The following is a 22,233-nucleotide window of genomic DNA, read 5'->3' as shown; positions in this document are numbered from 1 at the left end:
TTCGCTGGGGCGACGGGATGGAGGTGCGTGCATTGTCGCCCGACTCGCCAGCCACGCCTTGTCCCCTTTCCCTCGTTCCGGCAAAGCACCCCCCGATGTCAGCCCCCGATCTCCCCGCGTCCGGCTTCGCCAACTCGCTCGCCGAGAGCCACCGAACCGTCGTCGTCCCCGAAGGCGCGTCCTTCTGGCGGCGGCTGTTCGCGTTCGTGGGGCCGGGGTATCTCGTTGCGGTCGGCTACATGGATCCGGGCAACTGGGCGACCGACATCGCCGGCGGCTCCGCGTTCGGGTACACGTTGCTGTCGGTCGTCCTGCTGTCGAACCTGATGGCAATGGTCCTGCAAGCCCTGTCCGCACGCCTCGGCATCGTCGCCGGGCTCGATCTCGCCCAGGCCTGCCGCGCGCATTATTCGAAGCCGGTCTCGGTCGCGCTCTGGTTCCTGTGCGAAATCGCGATCATCGCCTGCGACCTTGCCGAAGTGCTCGGCACGGCGATCGCGCTGAAGCTGCTGTTCGGCCTGCCACTGGTCTACGGCGTCGTGCTCACCGCGCTCGACGTGTTCCTGATCCTCGCGCTGCAACGCTTCGGGTTCCGCAAGCTGGAGGCGTTCGTCGTCGCCTTGCTCGTGATCATCGCCGGCTGCTTCGTCTTCGAGCTGTTCCTTGCGCGGCCCGAATGGGGGGGCGTGCTCGGCGGGCTCGTCCCGACGACGCAGATCGTCACCAACCCGGCGATGCTCTACATCGCGATCGGCATTCTCGGCGCGACCGTGATGCCGCACAATCTGTATCTCCATTCGTCGATCGTCCAGACCCGCGCCTTCGCCAAGGACACCGCGGGCAAGCGCGACGCGATCACGATGGCGACGATCGACGGCACCGTCGCGCTGGGGCTCGCCTTCTTCATCAACGCGGCGATCCTGATCCTGGCGGCGGCGACCTTCCACGTCGCCGGGCGGACCGACGTTGCCGAGATTGACCAGGCGTACCAGCTGCTCGCACCGATGCTGGGGATGGGCGCGGCGAGCGTGCTGTTCGCGGTCGCGCTGCTGGCGTCGGGGCAGAACTCGACGGTGACGGGCACGCTCGCCGGTCAGATCGTGATGGAGGGTTTCCTCAACCTGCGCATGCCGGTCTGGGCGCGGCGGCTGGTGACGCGGTTGCTCGCAATCGTGCCCGCGGTGTTCGTGGTCGGTGCTTCAGGTGATGCGGGGGCGACGAAACTGCTGGTGCTGAGCCAGGTCGTACTCAGCCTGCAACTCCCGTTCGCGGTGGTGCCGCTCGTCAAGTTCACCGGCGACCGCACGATCATGGGCGAGCTGGTCAGCCCGGCCTGGCTTAAGGTCCTCGCGTGGGTGATCGCCGCGGTCATCATCGGGCTGAACGGCACGCTGCTGTACGGAATGCTCTAGGCGACCGGCGCGCCCGCATTGGGCAAGGACGGATCTTCGGCCTTTGGCTTTTTGGCGAACAGCGCGCGGTCGGCGGGGCCGAACGCGTATTTCCACAGGATGTAGAGATAGGTCGCGGCGATCGCGGGTTCGCCGATGGCCAGTTCGACCCATTCGTAGCGCTTGGGCAGCGCGGTGAACGCGCCACCAACGACGATCGCGGCGAGTGCGGCCCAGATCAACGGCCAGCGCCACGGCGAGACGCTGGTCCCGAGGAGATGGCCGAGCAGCTTCGACTTGATGATCGACGTGAGGCCTACCGACAGCATCAGCGCGATCGCCGGACCTGCCGCCTGGTAATTGACCGGGTAGCCCAGCGCCCGGATCGTGAAGATCAGTGCGAAGCTCAGGCCAACCTGGAACGCGAGCATTGCCGCCGAGATCATCAGGTTCCGGTGGCGGGCGATGTAGACGAGCGCGGATTCGCTGACCGCGCCGGTCGACGCGAGCACTTCGGCGGTGAGCAGGAACGCGAGCGCTGCGGTGCCGGCGACGAACTGCGGGCCGACCACGCCCATCACCGCTTCGCCGGGGATCGAGCCCATCAGCGCGAGCCCGCCTTGCGCGGCCATGATCCAGAACGCGACCTGGCGGACCTGGTTGGCGATCGCGGCACGGTCGTTGATCGCCAGGCTGTGCGTGATGACGGGGCCGAGGATCGGGTCGAAGCTCGTCTTGAGCTTCTGCGGCAGGCTCGCGACCTGCTGTGCCATGTAATAGATACCGACGACCTTGGGCTCGAACATCACGCCGAGAATGAAGCGGTCGACGTTGCGGCTGCCCCATTCGAGGATGTCCGCGCCGGCGAGCGGCACGTTGGCGCGGGCGAGCGCGTAGAGCGGGCGGAGCTGGGGTTTCCAACCCCGCGGCACGCCGTAGCTGCGTAGGAACGGCACGAGGCTGGCGATCAGCGCCGCGGTCATCGATGCGACGTAGCTCAGCACGAGACCATCGCGGACCGTGAAATAGGAGAATGCCCAGGCCGCGATCGAGATCGTCCAAGGCTCGACTACCGCGCGGGCGGTGACGGCGGCCTTGACGTTGAGGCGGTAGGCGAGCGCGGCGAGGCTGACGTCGGACCAGGCGATCGCGACGATGATCAGCGGCAGGAACCGGTCGAGCCCGGTGATCGCGCTGTTCGGATACATGATCTGCGGGAAGGTGCAGAGGACCGCGCTGGCGATGAGGGAGGCGACAAACGCCACGGCCATCGCGTCCCACACGACGTTGGCGTGCGGGCGATCCGCGCTGCTGAGCGCCTGCGCGAGACCGCGTTTCAGGCCGAGTGTGGCGAGAAGCGCGGCGAGTTCGACCACCACGACCGCGATCGCGAAGCGGCCGACGAGGTCAGGGCCGTAGATGCGGCCGGCGATGAACAGGAACGGGATACGCGCGGCAAGGCGGAGGACGAAGCCGGCGATATTGGTGCGGCCGCCCTTGGCGAGCGTGTCGATATCCTGCGTGGCCTCGGTCACGATGCCGCGCCGTTCGCGGGTCGCGCCGCGGCAAAGACGCGTCGTCGGTCGGAGCAAAGGCTCCGCCGGCCGCGCTTGTGCGAGTCAGCCGGGCGTGGCCGGCTGCCGCCCTGCGCGTTCAATGTGCCGCTCCCCAGCTAAGGCCGGTGCCAATTTCGATGCCGAGTGGGACGTCGAGCGTTACCGCAGGGAGCGCCGCATTGGCCATGACCTGCTCGATCACCGGCTTGGCCGCTTCGACGTCACCCTCCGGCAGTTCGAACACGAGCTCGTCGTGGACCTGGAGGAGCATGCGGACATTGGGCAGACCCGCTTCGAGCAACGCCGGCCCCATCCGCACCATCGCGCGCTTGATGATGTCGGCGCTCGTCCCCTGGATCGGCGCGTTGATTGCGGCGCGTTCGGCGCCTTGGCGTTCGTGCTGGATCTTCGAGCGAATTCTCGGGAAGTGGGTTTTTCTCCCGAACAGCGTGGTGGTGTAGCCGCTCGCGCGGACGCTCTCAGTCGTCTCGACGATGTAGTTCGAGATGCCGGGGAAGCGGTCGAAATAGCGGTCGATCATCGCTTGAGCCTCGTCCGCCGAAACGTCGAGGCGACCGGCGAGGCCCCAGCGCGAGATGCCGTAGAGGATCGCGAAGTTGATCGTCTTCGCGCGGCCGCGGGTGTCGCGGTTGACCTCGCCGAACAGTTCCTGTGCGGTCAGCGAGTGGATGTCGTCGTCGTTTGCGAACGCCGCTTTCAGCGCGGGGACGTTGGCCATGTGCGCGGCCAGCCGCAGCTCGATCTGCGAGTAATCGGCGGCGAGGATGACGTTGCCGGGCTCGGCCACGAACGCGTCGCGGATCTGGCGGCCGATCTCGGTGCGGATCGGGATGTTCTGGAGGTTCGGGTCGGTCGACGACAGCCGGCCGGTCTGCGCGCCGGTCAGCGAGTAGGACGTGTGGACGCGGCCCGTCGCCGGGTTGATCTGCGCCTGCAACGCGTCGGTGTAGGTCGATTTCAGCTTCGACAACTGGCGCCAGTCGAGCACCTTCCGGGCGATCACCGCGCCGGGCGAATCTTTGTCCGCCGCGATCCGCTCGAGTTCGTTGACGTCGGTCGAATAGACGCCCGACTTGCCCTTTCGGCCGCCTTTGATGCCCATCTTCTCGAACAGCACGTCGCCCAGTTGCTTGGGGCTGCCGATCGTGAAGGGTGCGCCCGCGAGCGCGTGGATTTCGGTTTCCAGGCTCGCCATCTGACCGGCGAACTCGGTCGAGAGCTTCGACAGTTTGGCGGCGTCGACCTTGATCCCGTGCATCTCCATCTGCGCGATGACGGGGACGAGCGGGCGGTCGACCATCTCGTAGACGCGGGTCGAGCCTTCGGCGGGGAGGCGGCGCTTGAACCGGCGCCAGAGGCGGAGCGTGACGTCGGCGTCCTCGGCGGCGTAGCGGGTCGCGGCCTTCAGGTCGATTTCGTTGAAGGTCCGCTGCGTCTTGCCGGTGCCGACGACGTCCTTGAACGCGATGCAGCTGTGCGAGAGGTGCGTGGCGGCGAGTTCGTCCATGCCGTGGCCGTGCAGCCCGGCGTCGAGATCGAAGCTCATCACGATCGTGTCGTCGAACGGCGCGATCTGCACGCCGCCGGTGGACGCATAGGCGCGGCCGAGGACGATCATGTCGTATTTGAGGTTGTGGCCGATCTTCAGGACGCTCGGATCCTCCAGCAACGGCTTCAGTTTCTCTAGCACAAGCGCGCGATCCAGCTGGACCGGGTTTTCCGCGAGCAAATCAGTGCCGCCATGCGTGATAGGTACGTAGCAGGCGAGGTTCGGATGCAGCGCCATGCTCACGCCGACGAGATCGGCGCGTGTCGCGTCGATGCCGGTGGTCTCGGTGTCGATGGCGATCCAGCCTTGATGGCGGGCGACGGTGATCCAGCGATCGAGTGCGGCTTCGTCGACGACGGTTTCATAGTCGTCGTGCTTGCAGGGCTCGTCCTCGTCGAATTCGGCCGTGCTTGCCGGTTCCGCGACGGGGGCTTCGGCGACCGCGGAAAGCTTCGCGATCAGCGACTTGAAGCCGTGATGCTCCAGGAATGCCCGCAAGGGGGCGTCGGGAATGCCCTTGAGTTCGAGATCCTCGAGCGGCTCGGGCAGCGCGACGTCGCATCTGAGCGTGACGAGTACCTTCGACAGCCGCGCCATCTCGGCATGCTCGATCAGATTGTCGCGCAGCTTGCCCTTTTTCATGCCATCGGCGGCGGCGAGCACGGATTCGAGATCGCCATGTTCTAGGATCAGCTTCGCCGCCGTCTTGGGGCCGACGCCGGGGACGCCAGGCACGTTGTCGACACTGTCGCCCATCAGCGCGAGCACGTCGCCGAGTTGCGCGGGGGAGACGCCGTGGAATTTCTCCGCGACATGCTCCGCGCCGAGCCGGCGGTTGTTCATCGTGTCGTACATGTCGAGCCCGGGCTCGATCAACTGCATCAGGTCCTTGTCGGACGACACGATCGTGACTTCCCAGCCTTGGGCGAGTGCTGCCTTCGCATAGCAGGCGATGATGTCGTCCGCTTCTAGGCCTTCGGTCTCGATGCAGGGGAGGCTGAACGCACGCGTGGCGTCGCGGATCATCGGGAACTGGGGGACGAGATCCTCGGGCGGGGGAGGGCGCTGCGCCTTGTACTTGTCGTAGAGATCGTTGCGGAAGGTCCTCGAGGACTTGTCGAGGATGACCGCCATGTGCGTCGGGCCATCTGCTGCGTGGACCTCGTCCGCGAGCTTCCACAGCATCGTCGTATAGCCGTACACCGCACCGACCGGCTCGCCATGCTTGTTGGTGAGCGGCGGCAGCCGGTGATAGGCGCGGAAGATATAGCCGGAGCCGTCGACGAGATAGAGATGGGGCATCGCGCGCGGTCTAGCGGATGCGGGGGCCCGCACCAATGGGCGAAGCGTGGTTGTTGGGTATCAGGTGGGGAGAAAAGCGGTGGAGGGATGTGGTACGATCGTGTCCCCATAACGAACCGCCACCCCGGCGAAGGCCGGGGCCCAGTTGGGGGACGGTGATAACGAAGCGATGCGTGTCGTTACTGCAACCTTTCCAACTGGGCCCCGGCCTTCGCCGGGGTGGTGCAGTGGTCAGTGCCAGCGCTTCCTTGTTCTCCAGCGAAGGCGGGAGCCCAGTCTGGGTCCCCGCCTTCGCGGGGAAACATGCTGCCTCTACTTCTTGATGAGCCCGATCTCGACCAGCCGTTCGTACAGGTAGTCATGCGCGGTGATCGGGGTCGGATAGCGGTTCGCATTGTCCGGCGTGATTGTCCCCGGCAGCGTCTCGATCAGGAAGTCCGGCGCGGGGTGCAGGAAGAACGGCATCGAATAGCGCGAGTGGCCGCGGCGTTCGGGGGGCGGGTTGACGACGCGGTGCGTGGTCGAGGGCAGCACGTTGTTGGTCAGCCGCTGGAGCATGTCGCCGACGTTGACGACCATCGCGCCCTCGGGCGGCTTGATCGACAGCCAGCGGCCGTTCGCGCGGTCGAGCAGTTCGAGCCCGGCTTCCTCGGCGCCGAGCAGCAGCGTGATGAGGTTGATATCCTCATGCGCGCCGGCGCGGACGCCTTCCGCATCGGCGGGGATCGGCGGGTAGTGGAGCAGGCGGAGGATGCTGTTGCCGTCCTTCACCGCCGGGTCGAACCAGTCGGGCTTGAGCTTCAGGTGGCGTGCGATCGCCGAGAGGAGCTTGTCGCCGGCGCGGTCGAATGCGGCGAACAGTTCGAGGAAGACCGGCTTGAAACCTTCGGGACGCGTCGGCCAGACGTTGGGGGCCATCGTGTCCGCGTAACGATGACCCTCGGGGAGTTCGCGGCCGACGTGCCAGAATTCCTTGAGGTCGACGACCTTGGCATCCTTGGCGATCTCGGTCTTGAACGGCGTGTAGCCGCGCGCGCCGCCGCCGCCGGGGATATGATAGCCGCGCTTCTCGTCCTCGGGGAGGTCGAACAGGAGCTTGGTCTCGGCCCAGGCGCGCTCGATCAGGTCGGCGGGGATGCCGTGGTCGGCGACGATCGCGAAGCCGAACCGCTCTAAGGATTCGCCGAACGCGGCGGCGAAACCGTCGGGGTCGGTATCCTGCGTGGCAAGGCTGAGCGTCGGGACCTGGGCGGCGGGCGTATCGAGCATGGGGTGCGTGTCCGGTTTGGGGGATGCCCGATATAGGCGATCGGGGGTGGCGTGCCAAATGCCTGGGTTAGGGTGGGGCGAGATTTCAATCCTCTCCTTGGGCGCGCGATCGTAGACTAGCCGCTGATGACGATCGTGCCGGTCGCCTTGTCCTTTCCGTCGGGCGCGAGTTCGAGGCGGAAGGGTTTGTTCTCGTCGGTCGTGCCGATCAGGTTCGCGCCCTCGGGATGGACCTGGTAGCCGACCTTGCCGAGCCGCTGTGCGAACCAGTCGCGGACGATAGTGGGTGTTGCCGGGCTGGCGAAGGCGACGCGTAATCCACCCGCCTTGTCGTCGCCGACGATGTTGAGCGTCTTGATGGACGACCCCGGATACAGGCGCACGCCGTTGAGATCGAAATTGCTCGTGTCGATCTTGATCTTCGGCAGCTTCACCGAGCCCTGAAAGCCCGGCACGTCGATCTTCATCTCGCCGGTCTCACCGTTGATCGCGCCGAGCACGTTCCCGCCATCGGCGTTGATCGAGACCGATGCGCCTTCGTTCGAGCGATCGCAGGCGGACAAAGCGAGCACGCTGGTAAGGCCTACAGCAGCGGTAAAGAGCGGACGGATCATGACTGTCTCCGAAGTGTATTGTTCTGACAATACAGATAGGAGGCGTCGACGTATCGCGCAATCATCTCGGAACTGCGCCGGTTAGCGGGTTCCGCAAGACCAGCCGAGCGGGTAAAGGCGCACGCATCATGCAGACCCAGGATCCCCAATCCGACGCGCCAGCGATGCGCGGCGCGCCGATCGGTTTCGTCGAGTTCGTCGCGCTCGTCGCCTCGCTAATGTCGCTGACTGCGCTTGGCATCGACTCGATGCTGCCAGCACTGCCGGCGATCGGCGACTCGCTCGGCGTCGCGACCGAGAACGGGCGGCAGTTCGTCGTCACCGCGTTCGTGATCGGGTTCGGTGCGGCGCAACTCGTCCACGGGCCGCTCGCGGATCGGTTCGGGCGGCGGGCGGTGCTGCTCTGGTCGCTCGTCCTGTACATCATCGCCAACGTCGCGTGCGCGACTGCGGGCAGCTTCACGCTGCTGCTGGCGGCGCGTGCATTCGGGGGCGCAGTGATCGCCGCGGCGCGCGTTGCGACGATCGCTTTGGTCCGCGATTGCTATCACGGGCGGGCGATGGCGCGGGTGATGTCGATTGCGTTCATGGTGTTCATGATCGTCCCGATCCTCGCGCCGACGTTCGGCTGGACGGTGCTGCAGTTCGGCGACTGGCGCGCGATCTTCTGGACGGTCGCGGTGCTGACGCTGGGCGTGCTGATCTGGTTCTACCTGCGGATGCCCGAGACGCTGGCGCCCGAAGACGTCCTGCCGATCACGCCGGGACGTATCCTGAGCGACTGGCGGCAGACGCTCGTCGATCGCAATTCACTCGGCTACACGCTCGCCTCGACTGCGTTGATGGGCGCGCTGTACGGCTATCTCAATTCGATCCAGCAGATCATGGCGGACGTGTTCCACAAGCCGACTTTGCTCGCGCTGATCTTCGCGACGACGTCGGTGACGATGGCGGCGTGCAATCTGCTCAACTCGCGGATCGTGATGCGGCTGGGGACTCGGTTGATCAGCCATGGCGCGCTGTCGGTGCTGATCCTGGTGTCGCTCGTCCACCTGTTCGCGATCGAGATCGGGTTCGAGACTTTGGTCAGCTTTGCGGTCTTCCAGGCGCTTACGCTCGGCTGTTTCGGGCTGGCGACGTCGAACTTCTCGGCGATGGCGATGGAGAATATGGGGCGGATCGCCGGTACAGCGTCGAGCGTGCAGGGGTTCCTGAGCGTCACCGTCGGCGCGGTGTTCGGCGCGCTGATCGGGCAGGCGTTCGACGGCACCACCGTGCCGCTGGTCGGCGGGTTCCTGCTCGCAGGGCTCGCCGCGCTTGTGTCCATTTTGATCACCGAACGCGGTCGCCTGTTTCGGCCTGCGTCGACGGCGCCCGTCCGCGCTTGAAGGAACCACCGCACGCGTCCACCGTTCGCATCCGGTAGGCCTGCAAAACGCAGGCGTCCTGGAACGAGGGAGTGTGACCATGGGCGGACATCAGGTGCCGAGTGCCGGTTCGGGCGACGACGGCTATGACGAAGAGGGCTATGACGAGAGCCAGCGCGCCGAGATCCTCGAAGCCACGCGCAACGGGCCGAGCGACGGCATCATCCTGACCGACCTCGAACCCGATCTGGGCGAAGACGACACCGACGACGAGTCGATCGACGAGACCAAGATGGACTCAGAAGAGGTCGGCGAGACGGACTCGTCGGTGACGATGGACGAAGCCGACATGGACGAGGACGACGTCCAGGACGAACTCGACGACGACACGATCGACGACGACGAAGACCTGAAGGATGCCGACGACGTCGCGATGAAGCCCTGAACGAACGCCGGGCTGGCGGGCATGGGGAGAAGATCTCCGGTGCCGTCAGCCCGCGTTGGCGAGAATTTGCAAATCGTGCATGTCGAACCCCGAGCCGGTCGCATCTTGCGTGGCCGGCTCGCCTGCATCGGTTTTTGGCGCGGTGGCGTTCGGCGATGCCGCTTCGGGGGCTGGAGCGGGTGCGCTGTCGGCGATGTCATACGCCGTCCACAGGATTCCCGCCGACCAGAACACCGCCGCCCAGCGACTGCGGAAAAGACGCGCGAAACCCATGCAGATGGCCTATCCGCTGATCGTTGCGACGATCTTGAGCGACACGGTTAACGACTCCGCTAACGTGATCTACCGCTGCATTTCTGCCACTATTGCCTTGAGTTCGCCACGATATGTTCATCGCGGCGACAGGAAGCGTTGCTGCATTGCAACACCTTTGGAAGGTTCCGGGGTTCGCGCTCTTTTTGTTGCAACAAAGCGGACGCCCGCCGGTTTCGACTTGCCTGGACCAAGCCGCACATCGTCGGACGGGGGCCACGTAATCAACGATAGAAGGTCTATTTCCATGCGTACGCTTTCCCTGGCTCTCGTCCTCGCTGCCACCGCATTCGCAGCGCCTGTTTTCGCACAGGACATGGCGGCCCCGGCCCCGGTTCCCGCTGACAACAGCGCAGCCCCCGGCGAAGCAGCCGCTCCCGACGGCTCCAAGGCGTTCGGGATCGAGCCCTATGTCGGCATCATGGGCGGCTGGGAGCAGTTCGACAACGTCGGCAACCACGGCATCCCGCGCGCGCTGAACTCGGACGGCTCGGTCCGTAACAACTACCGCGCGGACGGCGCGCTGGTGCAGGGCGTCGTCGGCGTCAACGTGCCGCTCGGCCCGGTCTTCGTCGGTGTCGAAGGCAACGTCATCAAGGGCGTCGATGGCAACATCGATTGGGAATATGGCGCAGCAGGCCGCTTCGGCTTCCGCGCCGGCGACAGCGGCATCTTCTACGGCAAGGTCGGCTACCAGTGGGTCAATTTCGACCACTTCGCGCAGTTCTCGACCAATGGCGGCCGCACCAACCGTGACTACAACGCGGTGACCTACGGCATCGGCGCAGAAGTCGGTCCGCAGAGCATCGGCCTCAAGGGCATCACCGGCAACGCCGGCTTCCGCATCCGCGCCGAGGTCAACACCTTCGGCACGGCGCAGAGCTTCCGTCCGATGCTCGGCATCATCACGCACTTCTGAGCCTTGCGCCCGGCAACGGGCAAGGCCTGATGTGACGGCATGGGGGCGGGGAGTGGCAACACTTCCCGCCCTTCGTGTATCTGGCGTTTTCAACGGGTTGGGCGCTGGAAGTGCACGAAGTGCAGACGCTGGCGCGATACCGTGCATGTCCTGCACGCGTCGTCGATCAATTGGGGGTCGATCCGGTTGGGGAGGGTGCGGGGCCATGCGCCGATCTGCGCACGGTCGCGCGGTGTAGGACAGCAAAACCTCGTCATGCACAGGGGGCGCGCCACTGCCTCTCGGTGTGTCGATCGCTTTCGTGGCCGGCACGATGCGCTCGCCATGTCGAGCTGCCTCTCGCAGAGCGTCCCGCAACCTTTCGGCGTCGTTGCTGGCGAAGATCGGGGCCAGCCGGAAAGCGCGGCTGACCGGCGCGCTGTCGTCGTCGGCACCGTTCGCACACGGGACGCGGACCCTTGCCGAGCGGATGCCCCTAGGGGGCAGGACGTCTTTTCCGGATCGCGACCGCGCTTCGACCCGATTTGCACGCGTCGTTCCCCCGTGAAGCGTGGTGGCAGTTCCACGATATGCCTACCTGCGGTGGGGCACGGCGGCTTCCCGCCTTGACGGGCGCTTTCGGTGAGCATGGCAAAGGGCGGATGGGATACTCGCGAAGCCATGAGGATCGATGTCGGATCGGTGTGGCGGAAGCGGTTTGCCGTCGGCGACCGACCGCACTCGATGTTCACGATGCGTTCGCCTCGTTTCCGACTCCGCTCGGCGCAATGCGACCGGGGGTGAGGGTGACATCCTCGCGCGCGCGCGTACGCGCGACGGACGATGGAGTATGTGTTTGATTTCATGCGGTTGCTCAGTGGCGATCGTGCCGGTGCGACGCGCCGCGGTGGCTCGGGCCGCGGTGCCGCGCCGGGGGTGCTGCTGCAGCTCCGCCTGGTGTTCTACGGCGTGCTGCTCGGGCTGATGATGCCGGTGATCCGCCAGATCGACTGGTCGGCGCTGGTGCCGCCGGGATTGAAAATCGAATGGCCGACCGGGTTCGGCATCGCCTGGCCCGCCGGGCATCTGCGCGTGCCGGGTGGCTGGAGCAAGGCGGCGGATGCCGCCAAGGCGGAGGCGTCGTCCGCTGCAGCCGCGGCTGCCGGCACCGCGACCAAGGCCGGTGCCGCCACCACAGCCACCGGCGCGCTCGCCACCGCGGCGGGTGTCGCCAGCGCGGCGTCGACCGTGGCGGCGGCGGCGTACGCGCTCTCGGGCGGCAAGGCGGTCTCCGCGCGCTTCACGATCTGCGGCCACGCCAAGCGGATCGACTGCATGGTCGACGGCGACACGTTCTGGATGGCGGGTACCAAGATCCGCATCGCCGACATCGACACGCCGGAGACCCACCCGCCGCGCTGCGCCCGCGAAGCGCGTCTGGGGCAGGCGGCGACGCTGAAGATGCAGGCGCTGCTCAACGCCGGCCCCTTCACGCTGACCCCGATCAAGCGCGACGTCGATCGCTACGGCCGCAAACTGCGCATCGTCGAGCGCGACGGGGTGTCACTGGGGGCCTTATTGGTCCGCCACGGTCTCGCGCGCCGTTATGGTGGCGGCAAGCGGGCCGGGTGGTGCGCGGTCAGCCGGGTGTAAGCGTCAGCGGTATCTGGTCCGACCAGAGTTTGCCGGCCCACATGCTGCCGCCATCAAGCGAGAAGCATAATTGCCCTTGTCGATCGGTAACGTCGTCGAAGATCGCCACGTAGCTGGCCGGCGAAGAGGGGCGGGGCCGGCGTTGGACGCGACCATCGTCGCGAAGATAGCCTGCCCGCTGGGCCACGACCTCGCTCGCCAAGGTGTCGCCGGTGCGGCAGTCCGACAACTTTGCTCTGATGAATCCGGCACGCTTGCGCTTCAGTATCGCCTCGATCGTGGTCGGTGTCGAAAAGATGACCACGATCCGTGGCGGTGCGGTAGTGCGACGAGCGTTCTCTACTCTCAGTCCGGAAATGGGTCCCCAAGGGAACAGCAAAGCGATTGCTATCACCAGCCCCGCCGCCAGCAACGCCAGCGCTACAGCTACGATACGTGCGACACGCGCCATGCGACTAGACGCCATGGCCGCCGAGCAGCGACTTTCCGCTGATACCGTTCGAGGTGGAAGTTCGCATCATTTGCGAGAACGCACCATGGGTCGCGTCCGCCGTCAAGGCATAGGTGGGAGCGCCCGGTTGGCCCGGTGCGGGTGGGGGCGGGTATTTGCCGCCAAGGCTTGCGATCGTATCGTCGGTTGAGCGATTCCCTTCGGACGGTTCCGCTCGAACGTTTAGCCAGGTGAGGCAGCGTCCGCTGATCGTGGCCCAAGCAGGTCGAAACCGGCCGACCGGATCGATGCTGATCAACGTGTTGACTGGGCGTCCACGCTGGATTGCGGAAAATGCGGTATCCGCGCCGTAGCTATGACCGATCACTGTGATGAAGCTGCCCTTTGCAGCGTTTTCCAGTGTAGAAACGATTCCGCTACCGGCGGTCCAGCTGAAATACGGACATTGATACGTCGGATTGCTCTTGCGGTATTGCTCCGCATAGCTTTCTACGATGTGACTGAACCAGTCGTCGCCGCCACCTCCGATGAAGATCTTGTAAACGTCTGGCATCGTCGTCTTCTCCCATAAACGTGGTGCCGTAAGTGAGTTCAGCGAGTCAAGCTTCGGCTTGGCGGCCGAGTGCTAAATACGCGGGATCGGCGAGTGGTCGTGTCACTACGCTGTTGCGTGCGATCACATCGGCCGCGGATCAACTGGCAGTACGGTCGTTTAAAAAGCTCAACAGTAAAGTTGCGCTATATTTCACCGAGGCCTGCGCCAGCGATTATCTCCAGCGGCAATAGGTTAATAGGCGCTAAGATTTCAATTTATCATGCTCATCGGCTTTTAGTATTAATTTCGAGAGTCCAAAGGCCTCTAATTTTCGATCGTCGTGACCCAAATCCTGACGAAACGCTTTGAGAAGACTTTCGACATTTCTAAACTGGTCTAATGGATTTTCAGGAGGGTTAATCGCATTTCGCATAAACTGGTTATATTGATTTATCGTTCTTGCGCTCCCCCATACCATCAATCCTTTCGTTATATTATGCATTCGCTCTATCAGATCATCATCGCTATGTTCGATCCCTTTCTTTTGAGCCGAGAATATCTCAAAAAGAAAGTCAAAAAACTTTTGATAGGCTTCCCGTTTGTCGGAAAACTGTCTCGAATTTATCTCACGTGTCTGCTGACGAGAGTTATTAAATACAAACGTTAATACAGATACCGCCGCGGTCAAAACGCCAAGGCGGACGGTGGCTGGAGCGGCAATGAACAAATCAATCGAAACATGGCCAAGCCAAAAAATGGCCGCCAGTATTATTGCTGCGCCCGCATATCCAAGCCACCGCCCTACCTTGATCACCTGATTACTCTGCCGCAACCGAATCGCTGAACATGTCCCGAACCTCACTCAGGTCCACGTTAGCCATTGGCCCCTTCTTCGCGGTCTGGCGCTTGTCGAACGAATCCCATACGTCGTTCCACTGGCCCTTGGTCGCGGCCTTCGAATACTCGGTGGCGCGCTGTTCGAAGAAGTTGGCGTGCTCGACGCCGTTGAGCATCGGCGCGAGCCAGGGCAGCGGGTGCTCGTCGATCATGTAAATCGGCTTCAGGCCGAGCTGAGTCATGCGCCAGTCGGCGATGAAGCGGATGTACTTCTTGATCTCCTTGGGGGTCATGCCGTTGACCGGGCCCATCTCGAACGCGAGGTCGATGAAATTGTCCTCGAGGCGAATCGTCGTCTGGCAGACGTCGGCGATGTCGTCCTTGACCGCCTTGGTCAGGCACTGGCGCTCCTGACAGAAGGTGTGGAACATCTTGATGATGCCCTCGCAGTGAAGGCTCTCGTCGCGGATCGACCAGGTGACGATCTGGCCCATGCCCTTCATCTTGTTGAAGCGCGGGAAGTTCATCAGCATCGCGAACGACGCGAACAGCTGAACGCCCTCGGTGAAGCCGCCGAACATGGCGAGCGTGCGCGCGATGTCCTCGTCGTTGTCGACGGTGAACTGCTGCATGTAGTCATGCTTTTCCTTCATCTCGGCATATTCGAGGAAGGCGCCATACTCGCTCTCGGGCATGCCGATGGTGTCGAGCAGATGGCTGTAGGCGGCGATATGGACCGTCTCCATGTTGCTGAACGAGGTCAGCATCATCTTGATCTCGGTCGGCTTGAACACGCGGCCGTATTTCTCGTGGTAGCAATCCTGCACCTCGACATCGGCCTGCGTGAAGAAGCGGAAGATCTGCGTGAGCAGGTTGCGCTCGTGATCGCTGAGCTTCTGCGCCCAATCGCGGCAATCCTCGCCCAGGGGCACTTCCTCGGGGAGCCAGTGGAGCTGCTGCTGGCGCTTCCAGAACTCGAACGCCCAAGGGTATTCGAACGGCTTGTACTGCTTGGAGGCGTGAAGGAGGGACATGGTAGGCTCCGGTCAAACGATGAGATGGAAGCGTAGCGCGAGATGCAACGTTCCGGTGAGAATGAGGGCGGTTGATGCGGCGATGCGCATGGTGTCCCGCTGCGAAGTGGTAAAACGGGTTGGCTTGGTCAGAACGTACAGCAACGAGACGAGCGCGGCCAATTGTAGCGCATCGAGTACGTCGTTCAGCGAGAGGGTCATGTCTCGGTGCTCCACTGCCACATGGCGGCGGCGGACATGGCGAGGACGATCGCGCCCGAGGTGAGCATGATGCCGATCATGCGGAACGCGTAGGTCTGGGGTTCGGTGATGCTCGGCGAGCGGAGACGGAGCAGCATCGCGACGCCGACGATTCCGAGCACGGCCGCGACCACGAACATGATAGCTGAACCATACGTCATGCGACCAACTCGCGCGGCGCGCGTTCAGCACCCGAACCCCAAACAGGAGAACGACCATGGTCGATGCAACCAAGATCCAGGAACATGCCGAAGTCATCGGCGCGGACGGCGTCCATGTCGGTACCGTCGACAAGGTCGAAGGCAACCGCATCAAGCTGACCAAGAAGGACTCCGGCGCGCAGGTCGTCGAGGGCAAGGGCAGCCATGAAGGGCATCATCACTTCATCTCGCTCGGGCTGGTCGCGGATATCGAGGACGGCAAGGTCCGGCTTTCCGCCAACGCCGACGTGGCGGTGACGTTCGAAGAAGAGGCCTGAGCCGCGGGCGGTACGCTTTACGCGTACCGCCGAGCCTGCCCGAACCCCGGTCCGCGTCGTGCGGGCCGGGGTTTTTTGTTTAATAGATTCACACAAGTTCACGCGCATCGTCACTTTCCGGGTGGAAAATGTGCAAGGCTCGCTTTGCAACTCCACCAATCAGAAGAATTACGATAACGCCCATCGCAATCCAGAATGTAACCTGCTTCTCAGTAGAGAGGCGCGAGAGCCATTCGCCAAATACAAGCCATATTACAATTGCGGCGATTCCTACGAAGCCACAAGACTCGGCAATAAAACGAAGCATCTTTGGCGACATGAAATCAATCCTCAATTATATTATTGGCAGGCAAGGCACTCATCGTAATCCTTCGACTCGACGTCTATCTGACGCAGGTCGATGGTGTTGTCCGCCTCGACCCCGCCGGCGAACCCGGCGCGCTGCACCGACTTCGAGCGCAGATAATAGAGCGACTTGATGCCGAGCTCCCACGCGCGGAAGTGGAGCATCAGCAGGTCCCACTTTTCCACGTCCGCGGGGATGAACAGGTTCAGCGACTGCGCCTGGTCGATGTACGGCGTGCGATCCGCGGCGAGTTCGAGTAGCCAGCGCTGGTCGATCTCGAACGAGGTCTTGTAGCAGTCCTTTTCCTCGACCGAGAGGAAGTCGAGATGCTGGACCGACCCGCCCTGTTCGAGGATCGAGTTCCACACCGCGTCCGAGTTCTTCGACTTCTCGGCGAGCATCTTCTCGAGATACGGGTTCTTGATCGAGAAGCTGCCCGAGAGCGTCTTGTGCGTGTAGATGTTCGCGGGGATCGGCTCGATGCATGCCGACGTGCCGCCGCAGATGATGCTGATCGACGCGGTCGGAGCGATCGCCATCTTGCAGCTGAACCGCTCCATCGCGCCGACGTCGGCGGCATCGGGGCAGGGGCCGCGCTCGATCGCGAGCTGCATCGAGGCTTCGTTGGCCTGGCTGCTGATGTGCTTGAACATCCGCAGGTTCCACGACTTCGCCATTGCGCCCTCGAACGGGATGCCGCGTGCCTGGAGGAACGAGTGGAAGCCCATCACGCCGAGCCCGACCGAGCGTTCGCGGCCCGCCGAATAGGCAGCGCGCTCCATGCCGGGCTCGTGGCGGTCGATATAGTCCTGCAGCACGTTGTCGAGGAAGCGCATGACGTCCTCGATCAGGCCCTTCTCGTCCTTCCACTGATCCCATGTCTCAAGGTTCAGCGACGACAGGCAGCACACGGCCGTACGCTCGTTGCCGAGGTGATCCTTGCCGGTCGGCAGCGTGATCTCGGAGCACAGGTTCGAGGTCGAGACCTTGAGGCCGAGTTCGCGGTGATGCTTCGGCATCGCCTTGTTCACGTGATCGGCGAAGACGATGTACGGCTCGCCGGTCTGGAGACGGGTCTCGACGAGCTTCTGGAACAGCGAGCGCGCGTCGACGGTGGCGCGGATCGCCTGGTCCTTCGGCGAACGGAGATGCCATTCGTCGCCGTTGCGGACGGCTTCCATGAAGGCGTCGGTGATCAGCACGCCGTGATGGAGGTTCAAAGCCTTGCGGTTGAAATCGCCCGAGGGTTTGCGGATTTCCAGGAATTCCTCGATCTCGGGGTGCGAGACGTCGAGATAGACCGCGGCCGAACCGCGGCGCAGCGAGCCCTGGCTGATCGCGAGCGTCAGCGAATCCATGACGCGGACGAACGGGATGATGCCGCTGGTCTTGCCGTTGAGGCCGACCGGCTCGCCGATGCCGCGGACGTTGCCCCAATAGGTGCCGATGCCGCCGCCGCGCGAGGCGAGCCAGACATTCTCGTTCCAGGTGTCGACGATGCCGCCGAGGCTGTCGGGGACCGAGTTGAGGTAGCACGAGATCGGCAGGCCGCGACCGGTGCCGCCGTTCGAGAGAACGGGCGTGGCGGGCATGAACCAGAGCTTCGAGATCGCGTCGTACAGCCGCTGCGCGTGGCCGGCGTCGTCGGCGTAGGCGGAGGCCACGCGGACGAACAGGTCCTGGTAGCTCTCGCCCGGGAGCAGGTAGCGATCCTTCAGCGTGTCCTTGCCGAATTCGGTCAGCAGCGCGTCGCGGCTGTGATCGACCTCGACCGGGTAGATCTGCGCGCGCACGGAATGGCTGTCCTGCGCCTGGCGCGGGGCCTTGGGGGCCTCGGCTTCCGGCGTGGCGATGGTCTGTTCGATCGTGTCTGTGGTCATGTCGCTATCCCGGCTGCTGTCTCTGAAATCCATCGAAACCGCTCCTAGTGTTCTGTATTCGTTCGAATCGGCGTCATGTCGCCATGCTACCATCGGACGGCCCCTAACGGGAGAACAAAAAGTGACCATCGCGGCGGTGGAAGGCGCGCTTACGGTCATATCGCATATGGCTATGCGAGGGTTGTTCTACCAGCGATTGGGTCCGCCCCCGAACGCAACCCCAAGAGATTGTGCCAAAGCGCGAAGAGACGCAAGGGGGTGCGCAGGGTGCAGGGGGCTCGGTTCGTCGCGTTCGGACGCGGGTTGGCCGAGCGGGATATTCGCGACGCGTGGACTTCTGCGGGGTTCGCGAAGCGCAAGGGGGCGAAGCGGGAACGAAAATTTATTTAGAGTGGAAAGATGGCAAATGTTGCTCGCGGAATCTGCGCGCGCGGTCTGAGGCTCTAGGCGCCGACGAGGCGGTCGGCGAGCGCGGCGATGCTGATGGCGGCATGATCCCAGTCCTGTGCTTGGTCCGCATCGGGTGCGGGGCGGCCGCCATATTCCATAGGGCGATCGAGATACGCGGTCATCAATCCGCAGGCCCGTGCCGCGGCGAGGTCGCTGTGATGCGCGGCGACGAGGCAGAGTTCACCGGGATCGATGCCTAGCGTGCGCGCGGTTGCGAGATACGCCTCAGGCAACGGCTTGTAGACCCGGCTGACCTCGGCGCCGAGGATCGCATCCCAGGGGAGCGCCGCACGCCGCGCCATCTCGACCATCAGCGCGATGTTGCCGTTGCTGAGCGTGACGATCGGGTAGCGGGTCTTCAGGCGGGTGAGGCCCTCGACCGAGTCCGGCCACGGATCGAGCCGGTGCCAGGCCTTGGTCAGATGCACCAGCGTCGCCTCGTCGATCGTTGTCGGATCGATCGCGTACTCATGCAGCAGATCCTCGAGCGCCTCACGGTGGAGCGTATCGAGGATGACGAACGGACGCCGCCCGCTGCGCACCTCTTCGAGGGCTGGCTGATAGCGATGCCGCCAACCGTCCGCGAAGCGATGCGGGTCGATATCGGATCGGCCGAGAGCGGCCAGAACGGGGCGTGCGTCGCGCGCGATCCCCGAGCGCCAGTCGACCACCGTGCCGAACACGTCGAAGGCCAAGGCTTTGATCGGCATGGGCAATCTCCTTCGGCACCTGTACCGTTCGACCCTGTATCTGTCATTCCCGCGCAGGCGGGAACCCGTGCGGGCAAGCCTCGCGGTAAAATGCTGGCGCTAGAGAATATGGGTCCTCGCCTCCGCGGGGATGACGATGGGTTACATATCCGACGGCGGCCGGCGCCGTTTCCTTCAAGGCATATGATGGGGCACCCGTAGTTCCGCCTTCCGGCCGCCCGATTGCGCTGCTGGCTTACCCTGTCCGGCGCAGACGGAAGCCCTGCGTCTGGTTCAGCTTCGCGAGGTTGAACGCCTCGTGAAACTCGATCCCGGCCTTGCCGTTGTGCGCCCAGCGGATCCGGGCGGGCACCATCTGGTCCTCGACCAGTTCGATCAACATCTCAAGCCCGTCGGGATCGCCATCGACCGCGATGCCGTCGATCATCGCGCCGGAGGTCGAGATATCGCGGATGCGGACGTCGCCGCGGACGCCGTCGATGAGGATGCCGGCCGAGCGCAGCATCTTGGTCCGCGGCGCGCGACTGACCTTGAAGCCGCTCGGGGTGGCGATCCCGTTTTCCGCGGCCAACTGGAGCAACGCGTCCTCGGCGCTGACCGGGCGGCCATAGACATAGCCCTGGATGTGGCTGCACCCGAGGTCGCGGATCAGATCGATCTCGTCCTGGATCTCGACGCCTTCCGCCGTCGTCTCCATCCCGAGCGTGTCGGCGAGCGTGACGATCGCCTTGATGATCGCAGCGTTGCGGTTGCCGGGTTCGGCGGCGCCCTTCACGAACGACTGGTCGATCTTGATCTTGTCGAACGGGGCGTTGCGCAGATAACCGAGCGACGAATAACCGGTGCCGAAGTCGTCGAGCGCGAGCCGGACGCCGATCCCCTTCAACGACTTGAACATCTGTTCGGACGAGCTGGTCTCGTCGAGGAACACGCCCTCGGTGATCTCGAGTTCGAGGCGGTTGGCGGAAATCCCCGACCGGGCGAGCGCACTGGTGACGAGCGCGGGCAGGACCGGGTTGGCGAACTGGATCGGCGATACGTTGACCGCGACGCGGATGGCGTCGGGCCAGCGTGCGGCTTCGATACAGGCGGTGCGCAGGACCCATTCGCCGATCGCCTCGATCAGCCCGCACTCCTCGGCGACCGGTATGAAATCGGCGGGGGAGACCAAGCCGCGGGTCGGATGGTTCCAGCGGATGAGCGCCTCGTAACCGACCACCCGGGTCGTCTTCGTGTTGACGACGGGCTGGTAACAGAGGTGGAACGCGCCCGTCGCGACGGCGGTGCGCAGATCGTCTTCGAGCAGTTTGCGCGTCTTGGCACCCGCGAGCATGTCGTCCGAAAAGAAGCGATGGACGCCGCGGCCGTCGGCCTTGGCGGCATACAATGCCAGATCGGCATTGCGGACGAGCGTTTCCGCATCGTTGCCATCGCCGGGTGCGATCGCGATGCCGATCGAGCATCCGATCGTGACGGCGGTGCCGGCAACCGAATAGGGCTGCGACAAGGACGCGATCAGGTCACGCGCCAATGCCGCCAACGTGTCGCGATTGTCCATGCTGGGCAGCACGACCTCGAACTCGTCGCCGCCCAGACGCCCGACCAGACCGGCATCGCCGACCCCGCGTTGCAGCCGTTGCGCGACCAGCTTGAGCAGCGCGTCGCCGGCCTGATGACCCAGCGTATCGTTGACCGCCTTGAACCGATCGAGATCGATCAGCAGCAGCGACGTGGCGCGGTACGGCCCGGCCAGCTGCGCGAGCGTCTTGTCGAGCGACAGCCGCATCCGCTGCCTATTGGCGAGCCCGGTCAAGCCGTCGAACAGCGCCAGTCGCGTGATCTCGGCTTCGGACCTGCGCTTTTCGGTCAGGTCGCTGCCCGAACCGATGAACCCCTGGAAGCGGCCGAGTTCGTCGACCACCGGGCGTCCCGAAATCGACCACCATTGCTCGCCGTCCGAGGTCGCCGAACGGACCGAATAGTCGGAGAACGAGGTTCGCGATGCGATGTGGAAGGCCAGTGTGCGTTCGGTGCCTGGCGCATCGCTGTCCATCTTGAACAACCCGGTGAGCGGCTGGCCGATCGCGCCGCCGGCAAGACCCAGATCGTCGACCACCTTGGCCGACAGATAGGTGATCTTGCCCTGACGATCGGCTTCCCAGAACCAGCCGGTGCCTTCGCCCTCGAACTCGGCGATCATCCGGACCGCCAGATCGCCGGCGCTGGCCTGTTCGGTGCGATCGAGTTCGCGATCATGGTCGACCTGTGCAAGCTTGCGGGTGACGACCGCGAGACCGACGAGGCCCAGCAGCGCCATGACGAGCGCAACGCCCGGCCCGGTCAGCGCCGCCACCGCGAGGACCGGGCCGACACCGAAGCCGAGGGTCGCCGCGCGGACCGCGTGGATGCTCACCGCGGAGACGAGGATCGTCCCCGCGACCGCGGTGAAACAGGCGATCTGGAGCGGGCCTGACGGCATCCGCATGGTGGTCCAGAGCAGCGACGCCAGCAGCGCCGACATCGCGACGACGCCGAGCGTGATCATCCGGTTGCGCCGGAACGGGCGCCATCGCCGCAGCGCCGGGACGCGCAGCACGCACAATAGCGCGACCGACACCGTAGCGACGACCGCCACGTGGATTCCGACGAGCGAAGCGAACGCGGCTAACCCGGCGCTGGCCGGTGCGCAGACGCACGTGGCGATCAGGATCGCGCCCGCGACGACCTGCGTCGCCAGCGTATACGGCCACACTGCGGCGACCTGATCGATCTTGCGATCCTGCAATGCTGCGATCTGTTCGCGCGTCTCCTCCGCCAGACCGAACAGCGCGGTCGCAGGCGCTCGATCTCGGGCGCGGCGATCGGCAACGGGGAGGGGAGCATACATAGACCCGG

21 protein-coding genes are annotated in these 22,233 nt (G+C 64.4%); 6 read left to right on the top strand and 15 right to left on the bottom strand.

Going from position 1 to position 22,233, the window contains the following annotated elements; all coding sequences use genetic code 11:
* Positions 1 to 95 precede the first annotated feature (95 nt).
* Positions 96 to 1,412, top strand: a complete 1,317-nt coding sequence (locus C8J47_RS10215) for an Nramp family divalent metal transporter (protein WP_121885578.1) — start codon at positions 96 to 98, stop codon at positions 1,410 to 1,412.
* On the opposite strand, the gene C8J47_RS10210 is transcribed toward C8J47_RS10215, so the two are convergent.
* The 4 genes from C8J47_RS10210 to C8J47_RS10190 form a co-directional block, all read right to left on the bottom strand.
* Positions 1,409 to 2,926 carry a lipopolysaccharide biosynthesis protein gene (locus C8J47_RS10210; protein WP_121885846.1) on the bottom strand — a complete coding sequence of 506 codons (1,518 nt, stop codon included), beginning with the start codon at positions 2,924 to 2,926 and terminating at the stop codon, positions 1,409 to 1,411. The genes C8J47_RS10215 and C8J47_RS10210 overlap by 4 nt on opposite strands.
* A gap of 118 nt (positions 2,927 to 3,044) precedes the next feature.
* A complete protein-coding gene (gene polA, locus C8J47_RS10205; protein ID WP_121885577.1) occupies positions 3,045 to 5,819 on the bottom strand; it encodes a DNA polymerase I in 2,775 nt (924 codons plus the stop codon).
* Positions 5,820 to 6,131: 312 nt separating this feature from the next.
* The gene (locus C8J47_RS10195) at positions 6,132 to 7,088 is read right to left on the bottom strand and encodes an isopenicillin N synthase family oxygenase (protein ID WP_121885576.1); all 957 of its coding nucleotides are present in this window, start codon (positions 7,086 to 7,088) and stop codon (positions 6,132 to 6,134) included.
* Positions 7,089 to 7,204: 116 nt separating this feature from the next.
* Positions 7,205 to 7,702 carry a hypothetical protein gene (locus tag C8J47_RS10190; RefSeq protein ID WP_107963779.1) on the bottom strand — a complete coding sequence of 166 codons (498 nt, stop codon included), beginning with the start codon at positions 7,700 to 7,702 and terminating at the stop codon, positions 7,205 to 7,207.
* Between the two features lie 128 nt (positions 7,703 to 7,830).
* Here C8J47_RS10190 and C8J47_RS10185 point away from each other — a divergent pair, with 128 nt between their 5' ends.
* Positions 7,831 to 9,090 carry a multidrug effflux MFS transporter gene (locus tag C8J47_RS10185; protein ID WP_121885575.1) on the top strand — a complete coding sequence of 420 codons (1,260 nt, stop codon included), beginning with the start codon at positions 7,831 to 7,833 and terminating at the stop codon, positions 9,088 to 9,090.
* A 79-nt stretch (positions 9,091 to 9,169) separates the two neighbouring features.
* Positions 9,170 to 9,514, top strand: coding sequence for a DNA primase (locus C8J47_RS10180; RefSeq protein ID WP_121885574.1), 345 nt, complete (start codon positions 9,170 to 9,172; stop codon positions 9,512 to 9,514).
* Between the two features lie 45 nt (positions 9,515 to 9,559).
* Here the strand turns inward: C8J47_RS10180 and C8J47_RS10175 are convergent, their stop codons facing one another.
* Positions 9,560 to 9,787 (bottom strand): hypothetical protein, encoded by a 228-nt coding sequence (locus C8J47_RS10175; RefSeq protein WP_121885573.1) that lies wholly within the window; start codon positions 9,785 to 9,787, stop codon positions 9,560 to 9,562.
* A gap of 286 nt (positions 9,788 to 10,073) precedes the next feature.
* On the opposite strand from C8J47_RS10175, the gene C8J47_RS10170 reads away from it, so the two are divergent.
* On the top strand, positions 10,074 to 10,745 hold the full coding sequence (locus C8J47_RS10170) for an opacity protein (protein WP_121885572.1): 672 nt from the start codon (positions 10,074 to 10,076) through the stop codon (positions 10,743 to 10,745).
* A gap of 843 nt (positions 10,746 to 11,588) precedes the next feature.
* Positions 11,589 to 12,377, top strand: coding sequence for a thermonuclease family protein (locus C8J47_RS19505; protein WP_259467478.1), 789 nt, complete (start codon positions 11,589 to 11,591; stop codon positions 12,375 to 12,377).
* On the opposite strand, the gene C8J47_RS10160 is transcribed toward C8J47_RS19505, so the two are convergent.
* From C8J47_RS10160 to C8J47_RS10140, 6 genes are all read right to left on the bottom strand, one after another.
* A complete protein-coding gene (locus C8J47_RS10160; protein ID WP_147454312.1) occupies positions 12,364 to 12,828 on the bottom strand; it encodes a hypothetical protein in 465 nt (154 codons plus the stop codon). The genes C8J47_RS19505 and C8J47_RS10160 overlap by 14 nt on opposite strands.
* A 4-nt stretch (positions 12,829 to 12,832) precedes the next feature.
* The gene (locus C8J47_RS10155) at positions 12,833 to 13,381 is read right to left on the bottom strand and encodes a hypothetical protein (protein ID WP_121885570.1); all 549 of its coding nucleotides are present in this window, start codon (positions 13,379 to 13,381) and stop codon (positions 12,833 to 12,835) included.
* A 244-nt stretch (positions 13,382 to 13,625) separates the two neighbouring features.
* Complete coding sequence (locus C8J47_RS18910; RefSeq protein ID WP_147454311.1) at positions 13,626 to 14,177, bottom strand: hypothetical protein; 552 nt, start codon at positions 14,175 to 14,177, stop codon at positions 13,626 to 13,628.
* Between the two features lie 4 nt (positions 14,178 to 14,181).
* Positions 14,182 to 15,234: a ribonucleotide-diphosphate reductase subunit beta gene (locus C8J47_RS10150; protein WP_121885569.1), complete on the bottom strand. Its 1,053-nt coding sequence runs from the start codon at positions 15,232 to 15,234 to the stop codon at positions 14,182 to 14,184.
* A gap of 12 nt (positions 15,235 to 15,246) precedes the next feature.
* Positions 15,247 to 15,435: a hypothetical protein gene (locus C8J47_RS10145; protein ID WP_147454310.1), complete on the bottom strand. Its 189-nt coding sequence runs from the start codon at positions 15,433 to 15,435 to the stop codon at positions 15,247 to 15,249.
* Entirely contained in the window at positions 15,432 to 15,614 is a 183-nt protein-coding gene (locus C8J47_RS10140) for a hypothetical protein (RefSeq protein ID WP_259467477.1), read from the bottom strand. The genes C8J47_RS10145 and C8J47_RS10140 overlap by 4 nt, the downstream gene beginning before the upstream one ends.
* A gap of 77 nt (positions 15,615 to 15,691) precedes the next feature.
* Here C8J47_RS10140 and C8J47_RS10135 point away from each other — a divergent pair, with 77 nt between their 5' ends.
* On the top strand, positions 15,692 to 15,952 hold the full coding sequence (locus tag C8J47_RS10135) for a DUF2171 domain-containing protein (protein ID WP_107952002.1): 261 nt from the start codon (positions 15,692 to 15,694) through the stop codon (positions 15,950 to 15,952).
* Between the two features lie 88 nt (positions 15,953 to 16,040).
* Here the strand turns inward: C8J47_RS10135 and C8J47_RS18905 are convergent, their stop codons facing one another.
* The 4 genes from C8J47_RS18905 to C8J47_RS10120 all read right to left on the bottom strand — a co-directional run bounded on the left by C8J47_RS18905 (position 16,041) and on the right by C8J47_RS10120 (position 22,225).
* Positions 16,041 to 16,271: a hypothetical protein gene (locus C8J47_RS18905; RefSeq protein ID WP_147454309.1), complete on the bottom strand. Its 231-nt coding sequence runs from the start codon at positions 16,269 to 16,271 to the stop codon at positions 16,041 to 16,043.
* Between the two features lie 20 nt (positions 16,272 to 16,291).
* Positions 16,292 to 18,178 carry a ribonucleoside-diphosphate reductase subunit alpha gene (locus tag C8J47_RS10130; RefSeq protein WP_404969268.1) on the bottom strand — a complete coding sequence of 629 codons (1,887 nt, stop codon included), beginning with the start codon at positions 18,176 to 18,178 and terminating at the stop codon, positions 16,292 to 16,294.
* A gap of 443 nt (positions 18,179 to 18,621) precedes the next feature.
* Positions 18,622 to 19,338 (bottom strand): haloacid dehalogenase type II, encoded by a 717-nt coding sequence (locus C8J47_RS10125; RefSeq protein ID WP_121885566.1) that lies wholly within the window; start codon positions 19,336 to 19,338, stop codon positions 18,622 to 18,624.
* Positions 19,339 to 19,573: 235 nt separating this feature from the next.
* A complete protein-coding gene (locus tag C8J47_RS10120; protein WP_121885565.1) occupies positions 19,574 to 22,225 on the bottom strand; it encodes an EAL domain-containing protein in 2,652 nt (883 codons plus the stop codon).
* Positions 22,226 to 22,233: the final 8 nt, after the last annotated feature.

The sequence above is a fragment of the Sphingomonas sp. PP-F2F-G114-C0414 genome, from assembly GCF_003688595.1.
In the GTDB taxonomy this organism is placed as follows: Bacteria; Pseudomonadota; Alphaproteobacteria; order Sphingomonadales; family Sphingomonadaceae; genus Sphingomonas.
Note: the sequence above shows the minus strand (reverse complement) of the source record. Positions and strands in the feature narration are given on the sequence as shown.